Source organism: Tolypothrix sp. FACHB-123 (genome assembly GCF_014697075.1).
In the GTDB taxonomy this organism is placed as follows: domain Bacteria; phylum Cyanobacteriota; class Cyanobacteriia; order Cyanobacteriales; family Nostocaceae; genus Aulosira.
Genome location: NZ_JACJRE010000032.1, coordinates 44,275 through 66,945, shown reverse-complemented (window position 1 = coordinate 66,945; position 22,671 = coordinate 44,275). Strand labels below are relative to the sequence as shown.

Below are 22,671 nucleotides of genomic sequence, written 5' to 3'. Positions count from 1 at the left end.
TGACAGTACAGCCTATTGTCATTCCAGTAATTTATACCAATCCACGTTTTGATACGTAATTAAGATTTTTGTAGGAGCGGGGTTTCCCGACCCTTGTGTAGGTTTCAATGTTACGTTTTAGATTGCAATTGGGTATTAGTATTTATGCCCAGCGATAGAATGTCAATAATTTTAACCTTAATTAAGTAATCACCCGACTCAGTGCATTTCAGGGTACAAATGAAAAAATGGTGTTGGGTTTTGCAAGTTTATGAATCAGCCTTTGCGGTCATTAGGGGTTGCACCAAATGCTTGGACAGTAAATCAGGCGATCGCAGACATTACTCGTCCGCCAAATACCCCACAACCCGCTATCTTATCGACAGAAACCAAAACCCTGCGACTTGACTGGACAAAAGCTGCCATAATCGTCATTGATATGCAAAATGACTTTTGCCACCCTGATGGCTGGTTAGCGCATATCGGTGTAGATGTTACCCCAGCCCGCAAGCCAATCACGCCTTTACAAAACTTACTACCACAACTGCGTCGGGCTGGTGTGCCAGTAATTTGGTTAAATTGGGGTAACCGTCCCGATTTACTCAATATCAGTGCTGGCTTGCATCATGTTTACAACCCTACAGGCGACGGCGTAGGTTTGGGCGATCCTCTACCTAGCAACGGTGCGAAAGTACTCATGGCTGGTAGTTGGGCCGCAGCCGTAGTAGACGAACTCCCCCAGTTACCAGAAGATATTCATGTAGATAAATATCGCATGAGTGGCTTTTGGGATACTCCCTTAGACAGTATTTTGCGCAACTTAGGCAAGACGACAGTATTTTTTGCTGGTGTCAATGCCGATCAATGTGTCATGGCGACTTTATGTGACGCCAACTTTTTAGGATATGACTGCATTTTAGTCAAAGATTGTACCGCTACAACTTCCCCCGACTATTGTTGGTTGGCGACGTTGTACAACGTCAAACAATGCTTCGGTTTTGTGACTGGCTCCCAAGAGATTTTAACAGCATTACAAAATGCTAATTCTTGAGTTTTCCATCTCATGAATTTTGCTGCACATCAATAACTTCAGAGGAGATAAATTAATGCACGCTACTCGTTGCGTAATTCCTGTGATTAAATCTCCCAAAGATTATCAAGTTTACCGCATTAGTCCCCATGATTCTAATCGGTTAGCAATTATCTTTGATACAGCAAATGCTAACACTTCCCTAACTTGTTGCGTAGAAATATTTGATGTCGGTGGGCAAACTCCGCCTAATCGTCATCAATGGGCAGTAGAAATGTTTTTTGTTTTAAAAGGGGAAGGTGTAGCTATTTGTGATGGTAAAAAAGTTCCCATTAAAACAGGAGATAGTTTATTAGTACCGCCAACAGGTACTCATTTAATTAAAAATACAGGTGCAACTCGCTTGTATACATTAACAATTATGGTGCCTAATGAAGATTTTTCGGAATTAATTCGTAGCGGTACACCAATGGAGTTAGATGCAGAAGATATGGCGGTACTAGGAAGATTAGATGCTTTGATGCCTTGTTAAATCAAACTTACAAAATTGAGATTGTAGATTTGAGATTTGAGATTAAATAATTCACAACCTAAGAGAATGATTGCTAAGGGCGGAAAACCCCGCCCCTATATATCTATTGGTATAAAGGACTACATGATTCTTATTTGTCAATATTTATTTTTCTATGTTCAAAGTGCTTTCCAAGGAAACAGCTTCAATCCAAACCCGTGATGGGGTACGCCTAGATGCAGATATTTACCGTCCCGATGCTGAGGGTGAGTTTCCCGTATTATTAATGAGACAACCTTATGGGAGAGCGATCGCATCTACTGTTGTCTATGCTCATCCTAACTGGTATGCAGCCCAAGGTTACATTGTAGTTATTCAAGATGTCCGGGGAAGAGGCACTTCTGAAGGAGAATTTAAATTATTTAGTCATGAAATTGCCGACGGTGAAGATACAGTAAATTGGGCGGCGAATCTTCCCCAGAGTAATGGCAAAGTGGGGATGTATGGCTTTTCTTATCAAGGGATGACCCAACTATATGCAGCCGCCAGCAAACCAGCCGCTTTAAAAACAATTTGTCCGGCAATGATTGGCTATGATTTATATGCCGATTGGGCTTATGAAGGGGGAGCATTCTGTTTTCAAACTAATCTGGCATGGGCAATTCAATTAGCAACAGAAACAGCCAGTTTACGCCAAGATAAAGCAGCATATCAAGCATTATTTTCTGCTGCTCGCAATCTGCCTTTAACTAATCCAGAAATACTCCAAACACTAGCCCCTGAATCTTTTTATCATGATTGGCTGGCTAATTCCTCAGCAGATGCAGCCTATTGGCAAGAACTTTCACCCAAACGCTATTTACAATCTGTTGATTTGCCGATGTTCCACATTGGGGGATGGTTTGATACTTATTTGCGCGGTACCCTGCATTTGTATCAAGATATGACAGATCGTCGCCAAACACCGCAACATCTATTAGTCGGGCCTTGGGCACATTTACCTTGGGGTCGTAAAGTCGGTAATGCTGACTTCGGCCCGAACGCAGCTAGCCCTGTAGATAAGATACAAGTTCGTTGGTTCGATCAATTTCTTAAAGGTGTAGATACAGGTTTACTGCAAGAACAACCTGTCTGCTTATTTGAAATGGGAAGTAATATTTGGCGCAGTTTCCCCAATTTGAAAGTATCAAATCAAAAATCTTATTATCTGTCAACCACAGGTTTAGCCAGTATCCGCGAAGATTCTGGAATCCTCACCCCTGATGCCAAATCTTTGAGCCACAATTCTGTTGATGTATTAGTTCATGACCCCTGGCGACCTGTTCCTGCTTTGGGAGGTCATGCAGCCATACCAGCAGGAGTATTTGAGCGATCGCATTTAGATTTACGTTCCGATGTCTTAACCTACAGCACACAACCATTAACAGCAGACTTGCATATAGCAGGGAATGTCATCGTAGAAATCTTTTGTAGTAGCGATCGCTCAAGTTATGATTTGTGTGCCATATTGTCAGAAGTTCATCCTCATGGGCAAGTGTATAATTTGACGCAAGGTTACCTGCATTGCCCAGTTGGGAAGAATCCCGCACCGCTAAAAATTCAACTGCAAGCAACTTGTGCCCACATTCCTCAAGGTAATGCTTTACGCCTGAGTTTGAGCGCAGCTTGTTTTCCCGCCTACCCCATGAACTCTGGAACTGGCCCAGTCACTAATAGCGAAAGTTTGCTAAATGCTCAGATTATTACCTTAAGCGTCAGTTGTGGAGGTGAAGCGAATTCTCAAGTTTTATTACCTGTAGTTGCATCTTCTTAATTATGGGGCATGGGGCATTGGGCATTTTTAATTTAGAATGTCATTCCCATAACAAATAACAAATAAAAATATGCTAATTAAAACAAAACAATTTCAAATATCTCCTAAAGAATTAAGAGGCATTATTGCTGTTGATTATTATAAACGCATGAAATTCTTCTTAATTTTATTTTCAGTGTTAGCAGCAATCAATATTATCTTGTCGATAATACAACAAAAATTTAATTGGTGGTTGTTATATTTCTTGGGTTTCATTGCTTATATTGTTTCTGTACCTTATTGGCTCCGTCTGCAAGGGCGCACTTCTGACTTGAATTTCCAAAGCAGGTATTGCGAAATGGATGAAAACTTCATCACGATATTTTTTGAAGATGGTAGTATTACCAAGGTTAGATACGATCATTTTATGAAAGTGGTCAAAAAAGGTGACTTTTATTTTTTATATATGACAAAAGCTCAATTTCACTACTTACCAGTAGCTGCTTTTGAGACAGAAAAAGATATGCACAGATTTGATTTATTTTTAGAAGGTAAACAACTAATTAAATTGTGGTGAAGTTCCGAGAAATTAAAAATTAAAAAATTAAAAGAATGCAACAGATGGTAGGGGCATGGCAGTGCCATGCCCTCTAGAATATATTGATGTACCGCAAACACTATGTAGAGTTAGCCGCACCCTTGTAGTGACAGCGACTTTGAAAACACGCCCTAGCCCCTAATCCCCAAAACCCGCACCAAAAACGCCCACTTATCAGTCAGTTCCTCAATAATCTTGGTAGTTGGTTTACCTGCACCATGTCCAGCCTTAGTCTCAATTCTAATGAGTACTGGCGCATCACCTGCCTGAGCCGCTTGCAAAGCTGCCGCAAATTTGAAACTATGAGCAGGAACAACGCGATCGTCATGATCAGCGGTAGTAATCAACGTTGCTGGGTAAACCGTACCTGGTTTAATGTTGTGCAGTGGTGAATAGGCATATAAAGCTTTAAATTCTTCTGGATTGTCAGGCGAACCATATTCCGAAGTCCAAGCCCAACCGATGGTAAATTTGTGAAACCGCAACATATCCATCACGCCAACCGCTGGTAAAGCTGCACCAAACAAATCGGGACGCTGAGTCATGCAAGCACCCACCAGTAATCCACCATTGCTACCACCTGCGATCGCCAATTTTGCAGATTTAGTATATTTATTAGCAATTAACCATTCAGCCGCAGCAATAAAGTCATCAAACACATTTTGCTTTTTCAACTTCATTCCTGCTTGGTGCCATTCTTCACCATACTCCCCACCACCGCGAATATTCGGCATCGCATAAACACCACCCATCTCCATCCACACCAAAATACTCACAGAAAAACCAGGCGTCATTGAGGCACTAAAACCACCATAACCATAAAGATAGGTGGGGTTATTACCATCTAACTTAATACCTTTTTTATGAGTAATAAACATGGGCACTTTTGTGCCATCTTTACTCGCGTAAAAAACTTGTTTAGTTTCGTAATCTGCGGGATTGAAATCTACCTGTGGTTGCCGAAAAATTTCACTTTTTCCCGTTACCATATCATAGCGATAGATAGTACCCGGTGTCGTGAAGCTAGTAAAACTATAAAAAGTTTCCTTATCATAGCGCTTGCCATTAAAGCCATTGATAGAACCCAATCCCGGCAATTCTACCTCACGCACAAATTTACCCTTGAGGTCAAAAATTTTGACTTGGCTGCGAGCATCTTTTAAATAATCAGCAACAAAATGATTATTAAGTGTACTCACTCCTTCCAAAGTTTCTGCTGATTCTGCAATAATTTCTTGCCAGTATTCTGGTGCAGATTTTTGAATATCAATAGCAATTACTCTGCCACGAGGCGCTTTTAAATCTGTGCGAAAATAAAATATATTATCATCGCGATCGATAAAACTATAATCAGCTTCAAATTGACTAATTAGTTCTACAACTTCAGCCTGAGGATTAGTTAAATCTTTATAAAAAACTAAATTTTTAGAATCAGTTCCCAACCAAACTGAAATAATTAAATATTTGCCATCTTCAGTAACATAACCGCTAAAACCCCATTCTTTTTGGTCAGGGCGATGATAAATTAATATATCTTCTGATTGCGGAGTACCCAACCGATGATAGTAAAGCTTTTGATAATAATTAACATCTGTCTTGGAAAATTGCTCCTCTTGGGGTTTTCCCAAGACCGCATTTTCCGCTTCTAATTTACTTTTATCCTGGGGTTCATCGTAGCGACTATAGAAAAAGCCTTGATTATCATTTGTCCAAGAAACACCAGAAAATTTAATCCATTGCAGGTGGTCTTTTAAATCTTCACCTGTTTCGATATCGCGGACTTTCCAGTCTTGCCAATCAGAACCAGAGGTAGATAGACCATAAGCTAAAAATTGACTATTATTACTAATACCTAAGCCAGAAAGGGCAACCGTACCATCTTCTGAGAGTTTATTCGGGTCAAGTAAAACTTTTGGTTGCTCGTCAAGATTTTTCAGAGTGTAGAGAACACTTTGATTTTGCAGCCCATCATTTTTAAAATAAAAATAACGTTGTTGGGAAACATTTCCCGAAGATTCGCCTTCTTTAAAGGGGATACTATATCTTTCATAATTCCACAACTTAGTCAGGCGCTGTCTAATTTTTTCCTGAGCAGGAATTTGATTTAAATAAGCAGAAGTAACTTTATTTTGGGCAGCAATCCAGCTTCTTGTTTCTGGCGAATCAGGATTTTCTAACCAACGGTAAGGATCTGGCACTAAAGTACCGTGGTAGTTATCAACGCGATCGCTCTGGCGGCTGGGTGGATAAGTCAGCATAGTTTTTGATGGGACTCTTTGCCGTGGGTAGTTTTTGCGGAACTGGTTTCTATTCCCATTTTCCGCATCTGCTAATCTCTCAACTACTACCTGTGAGGGTAACTTTCTGGAAATTGTAGCATTAGCAACACCCACAGGTAGCAACCATCGGCAAATGATGACTGTTGCCAAGAACATAGCTAACAGTCGAGTCCATGAAACTTTGACCATGTAAATTATAAATTGTGGCTTGTGTAATGGGCATGGGGCATGGCTTTATCTCCCTAATGCCCCTTCCCTTGTCCTTCTTCCCCTATTCTTTACGCACCAGTACCATGAATTAGTTTTTCTCCCTTGAGCATTCTTACTGCTGCTTCTAGTAGAGCTTCTTCTAGGTAAGGTTTGGTAAAGTAACCGCTAGCACCGAGTTGGATTGCCATTTGCCTGTGCTTATCAGCACCTCTGGAAGTCAGCATGGCGATTGGTAGCTGGTTCAGGTTGTTGTCTTTCTGAATGCGAGAAAGTAACTCCAGTCCGTCACAACGGGGCATTTCAATATCACAGAATACGATATCGCAAGGCAACCCAGAGCGGAGTTTATCCCAAGCTTCTTGTCCATCACGGGCTTGTTCTACTCGATAACCTGCTTTGTTAAAGGTGAGGGAAAGTAACTCTCTGACTGTAATTGAGTCGTCCACAATCAGCACAGTTGGGTCAATTTTAACAGATGGGACTTCTGGTACGGGAGGAGTAGTTTTCTGTTGCCAAATACCACCAGTTTGTTTAGACATCCGTCCTTGGAAGATGTCAATGATTTCCAGCACGTCAGCAATGGGCATAATCCGACCATCACCTAGGACTGTAGCACCAGCTACACCCAAGGGTTTGGGGGCGGGCCCTTCAAATTGCTTAATTACAATTTCTTGCTCGCTCAACACTTGGTCAATTTGTAGGGCAATCAGGTTATTTGCCGATCGCACTACCACAACTGAAACCATATCATCATCGCGAGTACCACCGTAGACATTACCGCGACTGAGTTGGCGGTTAAAGGCTAAAATATCCTTGAGGGGACGGAAGGGTAATACTGTATCGCGCCAGGGAATATAGGTTTGCCCGTCAGCAGTTTCCTGGATATTTTTCACCGGAATATCTAGAGTATCTTCTACACCATCCATTGGGAAGGCAATTCTAGCGCGATCGCTAACGCAGCACAGGGCTTTACAAATACTTAGGGTGAGCGGGAGACGAATTGTAAAGGTTGTTCCTTTGCCTAGGGTAGAATCGGTATTAACTATGCCGCGAATTTCGCTAATTTCCGATCGCACTACATCCATACCCACACCGCGCCCGGAAATTTCATCCGCCTGATCTTTAATGCTAAAACCAGACTGGAATAGCAAATCGTAGATTTCTGGGCGTGTGATGGATTTTGCTTCTTCGGCTGTGAGCATACCCAGCTTCAAAGCTTTGGCTTTAATTCTTTCTGTATCAATACCAGCACCGTCATCGCCCACAGAAATTACAGTTTGGTTACCTTGGTGAAAAGCACGAATTTTGATTTCTCCTACGGGCTTTTTACTAGAGGCTTGTCGCACTTGGGGGGTTTCAATGCCGTGAGCGATCGCATTATTCAGCATGTGAGTTAATGGATCTGTCAGGTGATCCAAAATCATTTTGTCAATTAAGGTGTCGCCACCTTCAATGACTAACTCCACTTGCTTGCCATATTTAATGGCATTATCTCTCACGCCGCGCCGCAAGCGATCGATTGCTTGGGAAAATGGCACCATTCTTGCTCTTGTCAATCCCTCTTGTAACTGGGTGGTTACTTGTCGGAATTGTCTTGCTACTCGCTCAGTTTCTTCCGTCACAAAGTCGATGTCACTCGCTGACTCCCGAACTCTGACAATCATTTCAATCATTTCTTGAGACAATGTATGGAAAGGCGTAAACCGATCCATTTCTAGTTCACTAAAACCCCTGTCAGAATTGGAATCTGGGGATGGTGCACCAACTTCTTTATTTTTGCGGCTGGCTAAAAGCGAAGCTTCCAGTAGCGATCGCTCATATAATTCTTGCATTCTCGCCCCAACATCAGATAGCTGTTGCACCTGAACTAGCAAGTTATCCAATGACTGTCGCAGACGTTCTTGATCCTGCTCTAATGTATTACGATTTACTACCAACTCCCCAACTAAATTGCTCATATCATCCAGTTGCTTCACTGGAACCTTCATCGTTTCTTCAAACCTAGCCGCACGACGAGTAGATGGGCGTGGATTTTTGCCTGTGTTTGCTTTAGTTGATGGTGAGTGCGATATCGTTTGATCTGCTTCTGCTAACAACTTCTCTAAATCACCAAATTCATCCTCTATCTCTGGTGCGCTAACAGTATTGCTGGAATTGTTAGCAGTTGTTGGTTGCAATTTTTGAGGGTAGACAGGTGCAGCTGCAACGGAACTATTATCATCTTTTTCTGTATCTAATAATGCTTCCAGTGCTGCAAAATCTTCATCAGGTATGGGAGATGCGAATTCTTCTTTCAATAAAGTTTCTAAATCTGCAAATTCATCTTCCGCAGCCACTTCTGGTGCAACTTCTCTGTCGTTAGCAACAACAGTATTATCTTGTTCAGTAACTTTTTCCGATTCAGTTGTTTGCTCTATATTTGATTCTACAGATTTTTCTGTAATAGCTGTGTTTGTTAAATTAGTTGCTGTATTTTCTAATAAGTTTTCTATATTGGCGAATTCTTGCAGGGTAGTTTCTGTTTTTGATAATTCATCAACTAACCCTAGTACCGTAATATCAGCAACCGTTTCCGAAATCTCCTCAAAATCTAATTTATCAGGAGAATTTTGTAAATTAGCAGCTTCGGTCAAACTTAAATCTAAAGGAGTTACTGATTCCTCAGCGACTAAATTCAATTCTGAAGTTTCGGCAACAATCTTTTCTGTTGTATCTAATTCCTCGAATTCCCCGAGATTGAGTTCGCTACTTGCATCTGATTCAACAGAGACTAGACTTAATTCTGGAGTTTGGACAACAGTTGTTTCTGTTATGTCTGATTCTTCTAATTCTCCAAAATTCAGTTCGCTACTTGTGGGTAATTCTTCAGTTAAATCTAATTCCAGCGTATTGACAATAGTATTTTCTGGTGTATCAGATTTTTCTAGTTCTCCAAAATTGAGTTTGCTATCGGCATCTGATTCATCAGCAACTAAATCCAATTCTGAAGTTTCGGCAACAATCTTTTCTGCTGTATCTAATTCCTCGAATTCTCCGAAATTGAGTTCGCTATCGGCATCTGATTCAACAGAGACTAGATTTAATTCTGAAGTTTCGGCAACAGTCATTTCTGCTGTATCTAGTTCCTCGAATACCCCAAAATTGAGTTCGCTATTTGCGGTTGATTCCTCAGCAACTAAATTCAATTCTGAAGTTTCGGCAACAGTCGTTTCTGTTGTATCTAGTTCCTCTAATTCTCCGAGATTGAGTTCGCTATCGGCGTCTAATTCAACAGAGATTAGATTTAATTCTGAAGTTTCGGCAACAGTCGTTTTTGTTATATCTGATTCTTCCAATTCCCCGAAATTGAGTTCGCTATTTGCGGTTGATTCCTCAGCAACTAAATTCAATTCTGAAGTTTCGGCAACAGTCGTTTTTGTTATATCTGATTCTTCCAATTCCCCGAAATTGAGTTCGCTATTTGCGGCTGATTCCTCAGCAACTAAATTCAATTCTGAAGTTTCGGCAACAGTTGTTTCTGCTGTATCTAGTTCCTCGAATTCCCCGAAATTGAGTTCACTATCGGCGTTTGATTCCTCAGCAACTAAATTCAATTCTGAAGTTTCGGCAACAGTTGTTTCTGCTATATCTAGTTCCTCGAATTCCCCAAAATTGAGTTCGCTATTTGCGGCTGATTCCTCAGCAACTAAATTCAATTCTGAAGTTTCGGCAACAGTTGTTTCTGCTATATCTAGTTCCTCGAATTCCCCAAAATTGAGTTCGCTATTTGCGGCTGATTCCTCAGCAACTAAATTCAATTCTGGAGTTTGGGCAACAGTTGTTTCTGCTATATCTAGTTCCTCGAATTCCCCAAAATCGAGTTCGCTATTTGCGGCTGATTCCTCAGCAACTAAATTCAATTCTGAAGTTTCGGCAACAGTTATTTTTTCTGTATCTAGTTCCTCAAATTCCTCGAAATTGAGTTCGCTATCGGCGTCTGATTCCTCAGCAAATAAATCTAATTCTGGAGTTTGGGCAACAGTTGTTTCTGCTGTATCTAGTTCCTCGAATTCTCCGAAATTGAGTTCGCTATCGGCGTCTGATTCAACAGAGACTAGATTCAATTCTGACGTTTCGGCAACAGTCGTTTCTGTTGTGTCCGATTTCTCTAATTCTCCAAAATCAAATTCGCTACTTGCAGATGATTCCTCAATTAAATCTAATTCCAGAGTATTGATAATAGTATTTTCTGGGGTATCAGATTTTTCTAATTCCTCGAAATTAAGTTCGCTATCGGCATTTGATTCAACAGAGACTAGATTCAATTCTGAAGTTTCAGTAACAGTTGTTTCTGCTGTATCAATATGAAACAAATCATTTTCCAGATCGGTAACAGAATTAGAACCATTAGCAAATAAATTTCCTGTAGGTTGATTAGTAAATTCAGGAGTAAAATCTAAAGCTTCTGGAGGTAAGGCTGTTGTGGGGAGTGGCGTGCTTTGGCTTAGCCCGTCGGAGACACCGCTTTGCTCTGGCAATAAGCTGTTAATGTCTATTACAGGTTCTTCTTTATCGTCAACGATAGAGGAATTTGTTGTATCAGTGAGCGCCAAATCGGCAAATAAATCCATCCCAGCATCTGCTGACAATATCAAATCTATCTGCTCATCTGTTTGCAAAATAGTCCGATCGAAGTCTTCTAAATCGAAACTTGTTGCTGCTGAAGATAACAGTGATTCGCTATCATTCAAAAACTCATTAGCAGCTGTAAATAAGCTTTCTTCTAATGCTTTAGCTACATCTTGCTCAATGCTTGCATCTACTTCTAACTGTTGTTCTGTTTGTCCATCTTCATCCCAGAAATTGAGTAAATTTTCTGTTGAAGATGAAAAATCTCTGGCTATTGTTGACGAACTATCAAATAAATCTCCAATATCTGATTTATTGTTAGAAAGTGGTTCTTTTTCTGGTATTTCCGTAAATAAATTATCTAAAGAAAAGCTTTCTGGTTGTGGTAAATTAAGTTTTGATTCTTTAATCGGAGTGATTTCTTCTAAAGAATTATCGTGGAAATCATCCAAGAATAATTCATCTAAATCCCTTGATTGTTTATTAGATATTTCCGTGCTAGCGATCGCTTCCTCTTTTGGTTGAGCAAATTCACCGCCAATCTGGGTTTCGTCTGCATCTAATGCCAATCCTAATAAATCTTGCACTACATCTGGTGGTGCAATATCTCCAGGATATTCCAGGAGCAAATCAGCAAATTCTTCTACACTTTCATTATTGGAGCTATCTAAATTTAAATCTTGGTTGATCAGATTACTTAATTCAGAATTGGTTGCTGGTATTTGAGGCTTAAGCGGTACAGAATTTTCTTTTTCTGAGAAAATCTCACCAAATAAAGCGCTGAAATCTTCAGTTTGAATTATAGTTTTTTGGGAATCATCAATACTTGTATCTTCATCAAAAGATAGTAAATCAGCTATATCGCTATCAGCATCCTCCGTATCGCTACCGCTGATATCGATACCTAAATTACTATTAGCATTAATGTCTAAAATTTCTTCTTGTTGCCAAGTTTCATCGAGTTCTGGCGTTTCACCTTCAAATAAATCAGCAAGTGTATTTAACTCTGCTATACCAACTTCTGGGCCTTTAGGGTCAAGATTGCGATTAATTAGCAAGGTCTCATCTTCATTGCCAATTTCTGTATTAAATAATACAGAAAGCTCAGTGTTTGTAAGCTCCTTGATTGATGGAATTGCCCGATCTGGATTAACTGGCTCAGAGAGGGTAGATAAGTTAGTTATGCTGTCATTAAAAATATCATTCGTTGTTGTAGATAGCTCCGCTGCGATCGCATTATCATCATGGTTAGCAAATAAGTCCGATTCAGACTCATCTGGTAAATCAGCGGTAGTCATTTCAAATAGCTCAACTTCCGGAAAGCTCAAGAGTACTTCTAACTGCTGACTAATGACAATTTCCGCGTCTTTACCTTGGAGAACTAATTCCTGTGCTGTTTTAATTTCTGTAATGACAATTTTCGCCAGCGTTAGATAAGTATTATCTGGATTAGCGATCGCATTTGTGGTTGCTTTACATAAATTACACCACTTAGGTAAATTAAATGCCTCACCAAGCTGGAGTAACTGCTGACAACATTGCTGGAGACTTTGCCGATTTTGGGGAGTTGTCCCTTGTTTAAACAGTTGCAACATTTCCCGCAGTGTTTGCATCACTTGGGTTTGGAATTCGCTCCAATTTTCCTGTTTTTGTAAAACAGTCGGCGAACCTGTTTCCTGGGGCACTTTCAGTGTTGTATCATTAGATACATTGCTGTTGTCATCTTCTGCATCCGAGAAATCCCGGTGCATGAAAATTTCTGTCAGTGTGTGGCCGTTATCTGCAAAAGCTGGACGTATTTCTGTTACCGAACTGCTGTCTATCCCATTGGTTGCTTGTTGTACCAGCAATTCTAGGTGCTGATTCAGCCATTGGAAGACTGGCTCAGTTTCGGACATCAAATTATTAGCTGTCTCTTCCGACAACCCATAAGGGCCGCTCAAATTTTCTAACAGCGCCTTGAGGGTATCAGCAACACCAAGGAATAAAGACTCTAACTTTTGGTCAACTTTGATCGGATTTTCTTTGAGAATTTTGAAACAGTCTTCTAGGCGGTGGGATGTATGCTGAATGCTACTCAAACCAAGCATCGCCGCTCCCCCTTTAATAGAGTGAGCCGCCCGGAAGACTTCATTAATCATTTCTGGGTCGTTCAGGGTACTCTGGAGATTTAACAACCCCTGCTCAATCGTATTCAGGTGGTCTCTTGCTTCTTCAATAAAGTAACCCAAAATGCGCTGTTGTTGTTCCGGCAGCATAGTTTTTTTCGCCAAGAGTCAAAGGTCTAAGGTCAACGGGAGCCACTGACGGGTACGCAGGGGTCTCCCCAGGTAGAGCCAGTGAGTTCAATAATCAAGAGTCAAGTGTCAATTATTTGACTTTGGACTATTGACTATGTGACTATTATCTAGATTCCAGGGTTTCTACCCGGAAACGTTCTACAGAAGCTATCAAGTCACGGGATACACCCACTAAATTTTGGAGTGCTCCAGAAACCCTCTGTGCTTCCTGTGAGGTTTCTTGCGCTGTTAGTTCTACGGATTGCATAACGTGAGCTACAGCACGAGAAGTTTCAGTTTGTTCCACAGTATCAGTGGTAATTGAACGCACCAGAATATCAATGCGATTGGCTACTTGAATAATATTTTCCAGCGATCGCTTGGCTTCTTCTGCTAATTTAGTGCCCTTAATTACCTGTTGTGTACCTTCTTCCATCGCCGTCATTACAGAGCCGGTTTCACTCTGGATTTGCATGACAATTTGTTCGATTTCTTTTAAGGATTTGGCAGATTTATCTGCTAGCTGGCGCACTTCATCGGCGACAATTGCGAATCCGCGTCCAGCTTCTCCTGCTCTGGCCGCCTCAATACTGGCGTTCAGAGCTAACAAATTGGTTCTAGAGGCAATTTGCGAGATTAAGGCAACAATTTTTGAGATCTCCTGGGAAGATTCCGCTAACCGCTTTACTTTGCGGGTGGTTTCTGCTACAGTTTCGCGAATTTCTAAAATACCCGCCACCGTATTTTCCACTGCTTCCCCACCTTTGAGGGCGATGGTACTAGCATCACGGGCAACAGCCTCCGCTTCCCGCGCTGCTTCTGCCACCCGCTGAATAGAGTCGGTCATCACCTGTACGGAATTCAATGTTACTGCTAATTCTTCTGCTTGTCTTAAGGCATCACTAGATAAGGCTCTAGCAAAGGTTTCCGAGTTAGTCGCACCTTTGGTTACTTCCTTAGCGGCTACTTTTACCTGTTGGACAATATCCCGCAAGTTTTGAATTGTCAGGTTAAAGGCATCCGCCACGGCTCCCAGTACGTCTGCTGTCACCTCAGCTTGGACTGTTAAATCACCTCGCGCGGCTCCTTCCACATCATCCAATAAGCGAATTACTTGGCGTTGGAGATTTTCTTTTGCTTCTTCCTGTTCATCGGCTTTCCGTTGGGCTTCATTGGTAGTAGTAAAAATTACCCGCGCCATTTCATTAAAGCCAGTGGCTAGGAGTCCTAATTCATCTTCGGAGTAAACCGTAGCTTGGACATTGAGATTACCTTGACGCACAGCATCAAACTGAGCCTGCAAGTTATCTGTAGTACGGCGAACTTGCTTGATAGTAAAATTACCCATAAAAGCGGCGGTAGCAAAACCAGCCAACCCAGCAGCTAAGGACATAGCCCAGCCTGTGTTGCGTACCGATTCCCGTTGTTGGGGTGGGGAAAATGTTGTTGCCCCAAAGCTAACAACAGCTACCACGAGTGAAGAAACGATACCCACACTACCTGCAATCAGCCATTGCTTCTTTTCTAGGGAAGCATTCTCTAAAGGTGCTAACCAACCTTGCTCAATGCTGACAGATGGTTCTAACTTCGAGACATCAACTTGGGTAAAAATTGGCACAGCTTCTTGTGACCCAGTGATGGAAAATAGTTCATCTTCGCGATCGCTATTTTCATCACTTCTCAAAGGTTCTCCACTTTGAGACTCAGAATTGCTGCCCATTTCTAAAGAACCAGAATGCATACCCACATCGCTGAAACTGGAGTCTGCATCCGCTAGGTCAAAACCGGGAATATTACCTAAATCGTCAAAGTCATCAAAGTCATCTAAAAATTCTATGTTACTCTTGGAATTGCTGCTACTAGAAAGATTTCCTGTATCTTCATCTGGGGTGAAACTTTCTGAACCAAAAGCAGATTCAAAAGCATCTAAATCAAAATTATCGTCAATTTCTAAATTATTTGTTTCTATTGTTACACCCTGTTTAGGCAGCTTTTCTTCTTTTGGTAAATCTCTGTTAGCCTCAGCAGATACCTCTTTTAAGCTATCTTCGGCTTCTATCGGCCCCAACCAATTATTGGATGTAGTTTCGGATATATTCTCCTGATAATTGTATGGCAAATTATTTGTTTTTGTAGCATTATCCCGGACAACTGTTTGGCTCTTGGCTAAAGTTTCACTTTCTTTGCTATTGCTGTGGGTATCTAAATCTTCTGGTGGGTTATATTGTTCCCCGATCAAGAATTCTGTAGGTATTTCCCAGCTGTTGCTGGTTGATAAATCAACTTCTGCAAAAGGTGAATCGCTATCATCTTCAACAAAGGAATTTGTCATCCCCACATTAGTGGGTTGCGCAGTACTATCCTCTGTTGAATCTTCCTGCCAAAAAGCAGGTAATTCCAAATCCTCTTCCTTTTCCCAACTGTTAGTCTGAGAATCTAACCCCATTGCTTGGGTATCTAACTTAAAGGGGTCATCGCTGAAAGATGCTGAAGAATCGGACTGAGAACTAAACCCATTACTACTGTTTGCAGAGATATTAAAGGGACTATCCAAGGATAGTTCTTCGATTTCTTCTACTACTGCTTGATACTCGCCAAAAGCTTTATCTTCAAAGCTGTCACTAGTAAAATCTGCTGTACTAGGTTCTAAATCTTCGGCAGAGATTTGCTGATGATTCTCTATAGTAGCAACGCGATCGCTTAAGGACTGTTGGTATTGGTCAATACTCTCCAATCCATGCTTGGCAAAATCAAGGATTTCCTTATTTTCAGTTAACTGTAAGACTTTTTGATATTCGGCTTTGGCGATATCATACTGTTGTAAAACGTAGTAGATGTGACCCCGTAACAAATGGGAGTTAGGGTCATCTGGTAAATTTTGCACCACTTTATCAACTAAAGTAGCGGCAACATCATAATTTTGTTGCGCGTAAGCTGTACAAGCCTGCTTATATATTTCTAAGTAATCTTCTATACCTGCTGCCATATCCACCCTCCCAATTTCATCCTGCCCACCTTGCACTCCGCAAAATTGCCATTTGATCGAGCAGTCTTAGACACTGATTTTTTTTAGCATCTAATAACCACTCACCGCGTAAAAAGGGAGCCATTGTATCCAGCACATGAGTTGGTAACATGAGATTCTGGACATCTAGCCAGTCCATGCCACCGATTTCTTCTACCGCTAAGCCCACTATTGTGTCTTGATCTTCGATAGCAATTACCGGAATTTCTGCTCTATCTGTGTTTAGCGCGGTTGCTTCCCCCAAAAATTGACCCAAATCAGCCACCCAAATTACTCGACCTCGTAAATTTAGAGTACCCAAAAGTAAAGGAGAAGCATTAGGAATCGGAGTGATTCTATCGGGACTCAGTTCCATTACCTCTCGAATTCCAGTTGCAGGTAGTGCAAACTCCTGGTGCGAAGGAATGTAAAACCGCAAATGTAATTCACCTTCAGGACTTTCTACTTGTAATTCAGGACGGAAGTGGTCTTGACTACCACCACTTAAAAAGTCCGGTTTGCTGACCATGTTATTTTCATCCTTATCCTCGCAGCAGTTGTTTGACTGTTCCCACCAACTCAGTTGGTTGAAATGGTTTGGCTATGTAAGCATCTGCACCCTGTTTCATTCCCCAATAGCGATCGAATTCTTCTCCTTTAGAAGAACACATCACTACAGGGACATTTTGAGTTTTCGGATCGGATTTTAACCGACGGCAAACTTCGTAGCCGTTCATCCGGGGCATGACAATATCCAAGACCACCAAATCGGGAGGTGCGCTTTGAATGGCCTCCAAAGCTTCTACTCCGTCACTAGCATGGGTGACTTTTAAGCCACTTGCTTTCAGGAGGTCTGTGATCATCTCCCTTTGTGCGATACTGTCTTCCACAATCAGAACTGTACTCATAAATGCCTATCTACCTCCTGATGTAGACGTTCCCATTTGGAACATTCCCTGATTTTCAAAGCAAGCATTTAGTGTATAAATTAACTTTATTCCTTCACTAATTTACTAAATAATAAATTTGTACTACTTAGATTGGGGCTGGCTGTTTCTGTGATAACATTTTTTACCCCATCTTTTAGCAGATCAACAAGTCTTGTATCTTTTTTGTCTAGTCATGCAATAGTCTATTTGAGATATTTGTCGATGAGTGTCAGTAACTCAGTATCTCTCAAAGGCTTTGTCAAATAATCAGTAGTTCCTACCATCTTTGCGCGGACGCGATCGATAAATAGATCGCGATCGCTCAGTAGAATAATCGGTACTAGTTTAAATGCGGTTGACTGTCGCAGCATGGCACAAATCTCATACCCATCTAATTCCGGCATGGTCATGTCACAAAAAATCATATCTGGCTGGAGTTGAAAAATCAGACTGAGGGACTCTAAGGGATTAGTTAAAGTTAACACTTCATATCCTTTTCGGTGCAAAATAGATTCTATAGGCTTATCGCTACTTGTTGCTGTTTGAATACTGACTATCTGTACTTTGCGATCGCCCGACATCGCCCAATTTTCTCTATGTATATCAAAATAGCAAGTATCTGAATATACTAATTGCAGCCAGCCTTGCAGCACATAAGGATAGATGGCCTTAGCAATTGTGTAAATGTCTCGGTTGAGACTACGAGCTAGTTGTCTAAGGGAAGTTTTACCGTCTGCCCAATGCTTGAGCTTATTAATGGTTTCTACTGGTAAATAACTGTGGAATTGAACTTCATCAGCAAGTATCGGCACTTGATTAGGAGACTGAATATGTGGATACATCTGCTGCCAATTTTGCAGTTGCTTGATAATTTTGCTGACGATAGGACTAATCTCCCAAGTCGTTAATTGGGGGGTAAGTGCTGGCCCTTGGTGAAAAGTGAAGCAACCTGCGTGCAAACTCAGTAAATCAAAAAGAGTTTCATAGACAAGGCCGTACATAATATCACGCGCTACCTTAGGTTTAATCAGATTGCGCTCCAGCAGTTCCCAGAAATAGCTATACTCGGCTACATTCACTGAGCCTAAAGAAGCTAGTTGTAGATCGTCAAGCTGCATGTTAACTCGGTAATATCGTAAATAATCGTCAATTCTTGATAAACTACCATCACCTTGTTGGCAATAGATAATCTGACCGTTGACGAAAAAGATAAACCAATACTGTTGTGGCTTGCAGCTAAAACAATGATGATGTCTGTTCGCTTGTGCAATAAATTTTTGGCTAGGGCAAAAGTTATGGGTTGTCACCAACAATTGACCAGTTCGCTGTCCCCACTCAATCAATTGCAGGATACTAGGAATATCAATTTCATTTAAATCTCCCTGCATTTAACTCAAAGGTACTCCTTGTGATTCTGTTGATCTTCTTTGTTAATTTTGCCCAGTAATGTTTTCATGTTTAACTTTTCTGACAAAGTAGTTCAACTGACTTTGGGCTGCAAAACAGAACTTCCAAGCTAGAAGTAACCCTAACGTAGTTATTCTGGCAGATAAAAATATTGCTTCACCAAATTTTCAAATTTTTGCCCCTAGTACCAATGTGCAAAATTCGTAATTCCCCATAACCAGTCTCAAAGCCTCATGGCTCATTGCCTGATACATTTCCTGAGGGTAGTTTATTGACAACTTTGAGTACTAGATATAGTTTCTGTCAAGCGGGAATAGAGAAATATCTGTAATCAATCAGGAAAATTGCTACTGCTGCAATATTTCCCATCATCGAGTACATTCAGCAATGTTCCTTAATTTTTCGTAATACACTTTGACAAAGCTAGTGATCACACGGTAGCCATCATTATTGCCATCAGCACAAAATATAAAGGCGCGATCCACACACATCTATATTTAGCAAATATGTAACCAGATGTGACATGTCATTTCTATAAATAGTTTTGTAGTTTTGTTTGTCTTGTTTTCCCTAACTAGGGTGAAATCAGACAAGCTAACAAAAATATCTAAGATATAACTCAAATCACGGACATCAAGTACACAAAAGGACTAACGGTGTGCTGTATTTAGCAGAAGTACAAAAGCAAAAAGGCAACTTACTCACTACCAATTTACTCAGTAGTAATTCCAAAACTGAATTGAAACTCCTAGCTTGTCAGCGAACCGACCAGAATTGGAGTACTGTGTCAGAAGATGTGATTGCTGCGGAGGAAGCCAGCAAATTAAATGACGGCGCATTGGTATTGGTAGAATTGACTCCCAATCGTCAGGTGCAGCGCATTCAAGAGGCTGGGCGTCCATTAGTGAATATCTTGCAGAATTTTTCTCGCCAGTTAGAAAAATTTAAGCTCAAAGAAGAAGAGATCGATCAATGGAAGCAATCGTTGACATTTCAGGCGCAAGAATTGAATCGCCGGGAAATGGAAATGGAAGTCCGCTTAGAACAGTTGCAACACATGGAAAATGATTTTCAGCAACTGGAGGCGCAAAAAAAGGAAGTTGAAAACTCCCGTACAGAGATTGAAAAACTGCAACAAGAAATTGAGCGCAATCGCCAGGAACTAGAAGGAGCCTGGGAGCATTTACGGGGCGAGCAGCGGCGCTTGGAGGAATTTCAAGCAGATTGTCAAGGAAAAGTTTTAGATGAAGAGCAAAGTCGAGTGCTGAAGGAGTTACTCGATCGCTTATCCAGCCAGGTTGCACCGACAGAAACAGTACGGGAACATCTAAATTTTGCTTTTGAATTAGTCGAAAAACAGCAAGGTACTCTCAATCAACATTGGGAACAACTAGAGCAGCAAAAAACTGTAGCTGTGCAAAAGCAAGAGGAACTCGATCGGCTGGTGCAAGAGTTTAGCGATCGCCAAAATAGTTGGGAACAGGCACAACATTTCCTCTATCAACAAAAGGCGGAATTAAACGTAAATACAGCAATTCTGACTAGCAAGCAGGAATATGCTGGCATCTTGAAAGAGCAATTACGCAATCAGGAAGATTTATCTCAACAGATCCAGTTATTAGCTGGAACAGGTGGGGAAGGAATATTAGCTCAAGTTGATGTCAAAGCTTTAGAAAACATGGCTTTAGACGAACTACAAAAAGTGGTACAAGATTTGCAGGAGAAGTTAGAAATTGACTCTAGTTTTGTCCACGATCAAGAACAAGAATTAAAATACAAGCAAGAAGCTATAGACGAACTCCAAAACAAGATTAATCAAGCATCTGACAATGATGTGATTAATTTAGAAATGGAACTGGCGGATGAAAAAGACCACTACCAAATGTTAAACCAAAGTTTGGTGGGACAACGCCGAAATTTGCTACAACGGCAGAAGTTAATCAAGCAACACCAATCGGTACTCTTAAAAAGACAAGGACAGACTCTTACCAATGAACCAGAACAGAACCCAATCGATTTGGGGCCGATTCTATTAAAAAGCGAAAACCAACGACAACAACAGTCTCAAGAGTTACAAAAGCTGGAACATGAGATTGAACAGATGCAAGCTGGTATTGAGTTAGCCCAAGGGATGGTTGACAATCAAAGCCATGACTTGGAAGAACAGCGTCGAGAACTAAAAACAATGGAGGAAAATCTGCAATCCTTAAGGACAGCAACTACTGAATGCTGGAGTCGGGTGAATCTCTATCAAGAGTCATTACAACCAATTCAAGACTGCTTGGATGGTTTACGTCAGAAGTTGCAAGGAATAGTTGATTCTTTAGCTGAAGTTCAACAAAGCGGTGATTATCAACTCCAGGCTATTGCTCAAATGCGCCAGACGCTTTTAGAGTTAATATCTCAGCCAGAATTGCTAGCATCCTAAAATTAGGCTAAATTTGAAGCCCTTCAGCTGTTATATTTCAGTGCTAATGTAAATCCAATCATCTTGCACTTGGGCGATCGCGCCGCCAGGAAATGGATCGGTTTGCGTACGGTTGGGTGCTGTAATTAAATTAGTTAATTTCTCGATGTGTTCAAAACTGGGCGCATCTGGAAGTATTTTTTGTAAGACTTGACGCATGACACGCCGTTGCAGTGCTTGGGGTGCTGTCTGTAAGACGCGACGATTGAGCCTAAAGGGAAAAATCGGTACAGGAGTTAAGCCATCTGCGCCCGGTGCTTCCTCAGTTTCAATCGTGGCTGCTTCCTGTAACTGCTGGGCGGCGGTTTCTAAATATTCCACTTCTCCTTGTAAAAGTTCAGCTGTTTGGGCTAAAGCTGATTCAACTTTGGGGTTAAAATTTGTTTGCAGATATGGAATTAACTCTTGGCGAATGCGGTTGCGGGCGTATTGTAAATCTTGGTTTGTGGAGTCTTCCCAAATCGGGAGATGAAAATCATCACAAAATTGCTTTGTTTGGGTACGGGTAATTTCTAGAAGTGGACGTACTAAGGTGATTTTCTCAGTTAGGGGACGTTCCCAAGTCAGGGCTTGCAAACCATCAGCCCCGGTACCACGAATTAAGTTATATAACAGAGTCTCTGCGCGATCGCTAGCTGTGTGTCCTGTGACAATACAATGGTAATTATTTTCCTGGGCGATTGCACTTAAAACTTGATACCGCCAATTGCGAGCAGCCGCTTCACTCGTTAAAGCTTGTGTCGCAGTTTCTAAATAAAATAATGTATTCCAGTTTTTAGCAAGTTGTTCTACATGGATAGCATTAGCCAGGGAGTCGGAACGCCAGCGATGATCGCAGTGTACAATCGCTAAATGCCATTCCCATTTTGGTTGTAAATCTAGAAGTAATTTTATCAGGCACAAAGAATCTTGCCCGCCAGAAACCGCCACTAATAGGCGTTGATGACGCGCAAATAAGTGGCGCATTCGGATAGTGCGATGTATTTTTGCGTGTAAATCAGTCCATAGCATTTTAGATTTTGAACCCCAGAATAACGCACATCCTTTAATATTTTATCTGTGGGTTCTAAAGTATTTTACCACTGAAAATTGGGGATTTGATTAACTCCCAAGGTATGGAGGAGCTAATCTTACTAATTTTAATTCAGAATGAAGGACTGTGTTCCTTGTCCCAACACTTATTATCATGCCACTCTCTTTGAGTATATTGACATTCAGCAGCATTATCAATCCAAGGTATTGATGTCGCATGAGGCGATTCTTTGCTGGAATTTAAGAAAGAAAATAGGGAAGAAGAGCTAGAGCCATAGAACAAAGAATAGATGATAATAAAAGTTGCAACTGGCAGACCTAAGAAAAAAGCCATGCCCAGGACAATGTTGTTGAAAGTCCAAAATGGTTTACCTGTTTTAGCCCGCAAAAATTTTTTCTTGGTTTTAAAATTTGACAACACAATATTAACCTAAATAAATATCTACTTATTGTTAATCCCTGAGAGGATAGTTACATTTTAGAAATCAAAATCGACATTAACCATGAGGTTATTACTGTTTATATTTTTTAAGTTTTGATTATTCA

The 22,671-nt window shown here is 41.0% G+C and carries 13 protein-coding genes; 5 read left to right on the top strand and 8 right to left on the bottom strand.

The genetic code is table 11. The features are described 5' to 3' along the window. Window positions 1–250 precede the first annotated feature (250 nt). The 4 genes from H6G41_RS20545 to H6G41_RS20530 all read left to right on the top strand — a co-directional run bounded on the left by H6G41_RS20545 (window position 251) and on the right by H6G41_RS20530 (window position 3,889). Window positions 251–1,030: a cysteine hydrolase family protein gene (locus H6G41_RS20545; RefSeq protein WP_190748076.1), complete on the top strand. Its 780-nt coding sequence runs from the start codon at window positions 251–253 to the stop codon at window positions 1,028–1,030. Between the two features lie 55 nt (window positions 1,031–1,085). Next, a complete protein-coding gene (locus H6G41_RS20540) occupies window positions 1,086–1,541 on the top strand; it encodes a cupin domain-containing protein (RefSeq protein ID WP_190748075.1) in 456 nt (151 codons plus the stop codon). Window positions 1,542–1,695: 154 nt separating this feature from the next. After that, the gene (locus tag H6G41_RS20535) at window positions 1,696–3,333 is read left to right on the top strand and encodes a CocE/NonD family hydrolase (RefSeq protein WP_190748074.1); all 1,638 of its coding nucleotides are present in this window, start codon (window positions 1,696–1,698) and stop codon (window positions 3,331–3,333) included. Window positions 3,334–3,403: 70 nt separating this feature from the next. After that, a complete protein-coding gene (locus tag H6G41_RS20530) occupies window positions 3,404–3,889 on the top strand; it encodes a YcxB family protein (RefSeq protein ID WP_190748072.1) in 486 nt (161 codons plus the stop codon). A gap of 152 nt (window positions 3,890–4,041) precedes the next feature. Here the strand turns inward: H6G41_RS20530 and H6G41_RS20525 are convergent, their stop codons facing one another. The 6 genes from H6G41_RS20525 to H6G41_RS20500 form a co-directional block, all read right to left on the bottom strand. Next, the gene (locus H6G41_RS20525) at window positions 4,042–6,168 is read right to left on the bottom strand and encodes a prolyl oligopeptidase family protein (RefSeq protein ID WP_242037992.1); all 2,127 of its coding nucleotides are present in this window, start codon (window positions 6,166–6,168) and stop codon (window positions 4,042–4,044) included. Window positions 6,169–6,467: 299 nt separating this feature from the next. Further along, window positions 6,468–13,265 carry a response regulator gene (locus H6G41_RS20520; RefSeq protein ID WP_190748070.1) on the bottom strand — a complete coding sequence of 2,266 codons (6,798 nt, stop codon included), beginning with the start codon at window positions 13,263–13,265 and terminating at the stop codon, window positions 6,468–6,470. Between the two features lie 145 nt (window positions 13,266–13,410). Beyond that, entirely contained in the window at window positions 13,411–16,272 is a 2,862-nt protein-coding gene (locus H6G41_RS20515; protein ID WP_190748068.1) for a methyl-accepting chemotaxis protein, read from the bottom strand. A gap of 16 nt (window positions 16,273–16,288) precedes the next feature. Continuing rightward, complete coding sequence (locus H6G41_RS20510; protein WP_190748066.1) at window positions 16,289–16,819, bottom strand: chemotaxis protein CheW; 531 nt, start codon at window positions 16,817–16,819, stop codon at window positions 16,289–16,291. A 13-nt stretch (window positions 16,820–16,832) separates the two neighbouring features. Continuing rightward, entirely contained in the window at window positions 16,833–17,198 is a 366-nt protein-coding gene (locus H6G41_RS20505; RefSeq protein WP_190748063.1) for a response regulator transcription factor, read from the bottom strand. 224 nt (window positions 17,199–17,422) lie between these two features. Next, window positions 17,423–18,607 carry a response regulator gene (locus H6G41_RS20500; RefSeq protein WP_190748061.1) on the bottom strand — a complete coding sequence of 395 codons (1,185 nt, stop codon included), beginning with the start codon at window positions 18,605–18,607 and terminating at the stop codon, window positions 17,423–17,425. Window positions 18,608–19,284: 677 nt separating this feature from the next. Between H6G41_RS20500 and hmpF the strand changes: the two genes are divergently transcribed. Next, the gene (gene hmpF, locus H6G41_RS20495; RefSeq protein WP_190748059.1) at window positions 19,285–21,054 is read left to right on the top strand and encodes a pilus motility taxis protein HmpF; all 1,770 of its coding nucleotides are present in this window, start codon (window positions 19,285–19,287) and stop codon (window positions 21,052–21,054) included. Window positions 21,055–21,084: 30 nt separating this feature from the next. On the opposite strand, the gene tilS is transcribed toward hmpF, so the two are convergent. Next, on the bottom strand, window positions 21,085–22,104 hold the full coding sequence (gene tilS / locus H6G41_RS20490; RefSeq protein WP_190748057.1) for a tRNA lysidine(34) synthetase TilS: 1,020 nt from the start codon (window positions 22,102–22,104) through the stop codon (window positions 21,085–21,087). 133 nt (window positions 22,105–22,237) lie between these two features. Then, complete coding sequence (locus H6G41_RS20485; protein WP_190748055.1) at window positions 22,238–22,546, bottom strand: hypothetical protein; 309 nt, start codon at window positions 22,544–22,546, stop codon at window positions 22,238–22,240. Window positions 22,547–22,671: the final 125 nt, after the last annotated feature.